Annotated in this window: 2 protein-coding genes; both read right to left on the bottom strand. The window is 31.0% G+C overall.

What is annotated here, in order from left to right; all coding sequences use genetic code 11:
- On the bottom strand, positions 1-222 hold a 222-nt coding region (locus ABFX13_RS14590), incomplete at its 3' end, for an Hpt domain-containing protein (protein ID WP_346047232.1).
- Between the two features lie 100 nt (positions 223-322).
- A partial coding sequence (locus ABFX13_RS14585) for a methyl-accepting chemotaxis protein (protein WP_346047230.1) occupies positions 323-830 on the bottom strand: 508 nt, incomplete at its 5' end.

Raw genomic sequence — 830 nt, 5'->3', positions numbered from 1 at the left:
AAAAACGTCTTCTATACTATGAGTAAGTTTTGTTATGCTATCATAACCCATCATAGCTGAAGAACCTTTAATAGTGTGCATTGTACGGAAAATCTCTTCAATTTCTTCTTTCCCCAAATTTCCTGCTTCTGATTGTCCTCCAAGTAAAATTTCTTCTAACTGCTCTAATAATTGCATATTTTCATGCACGTAAAATTCATTTAAAGAATCCATTCCACTCATATTTTTCTCCTTTATTAATTAAGAATAATAAATCTTGTCTTTAAAAATGGAAGCATAAAAGCTTCCATTTTTATCAAATTTATAAAATATTGTTCTTATATTATTGAACTTCATTCATCCCAAAACAACTCATTTCATCATTATTAAAACTTAAATGCTTACTAGTTCCATTTATATCTTTTAAGTTAAAGTTTTCAATAAGTGATTTAAGCATTTGAGCTTGTCCACTTAACTCTTCACTAGCAGCAGCACTTTCTTCTGATGTTGCAGAGTTCGTTTGTACTACTTCTGAAATTTGCTCTATTCCTAATGTAATTTGATTAATAGCATTAGCTTGTTCTTCAGATGCTTTCGCTATCTCATCAACTACTGTAGTAGTTCTATTTGTTGTACTTATTATTTTTTCTAATGATTTAGCTGTATTATCTACAATTTCAGTTCCCTTATCAACTGCTTCTATTGAATTCTCAATAAGTGTAGCAGTATTTTTAGCAGCCTCTGCTGATTTAGCAGCAAGATTTCTTACTTCATCAGCAACAACAGCAAATCCCTTACCAGCAGAACCTGCACGTGCAGCTTCTACTGCAGCATTTAATGCTAATATATTT

This window comes from Paraclostridium tenue, assembly GCF_039521565.1.
GTDB lineage: Bacteria > Bacillota > Clostridia > Peptostreptococcales > Peptostreptococcaceae > Paraclostridium > Paraclostridium tenue.
The sequence above is the reverse complement of the archived record's forward strand: the minus strand, read 5'-3'. Positions and strand labels throughout refer to the sequence as shown.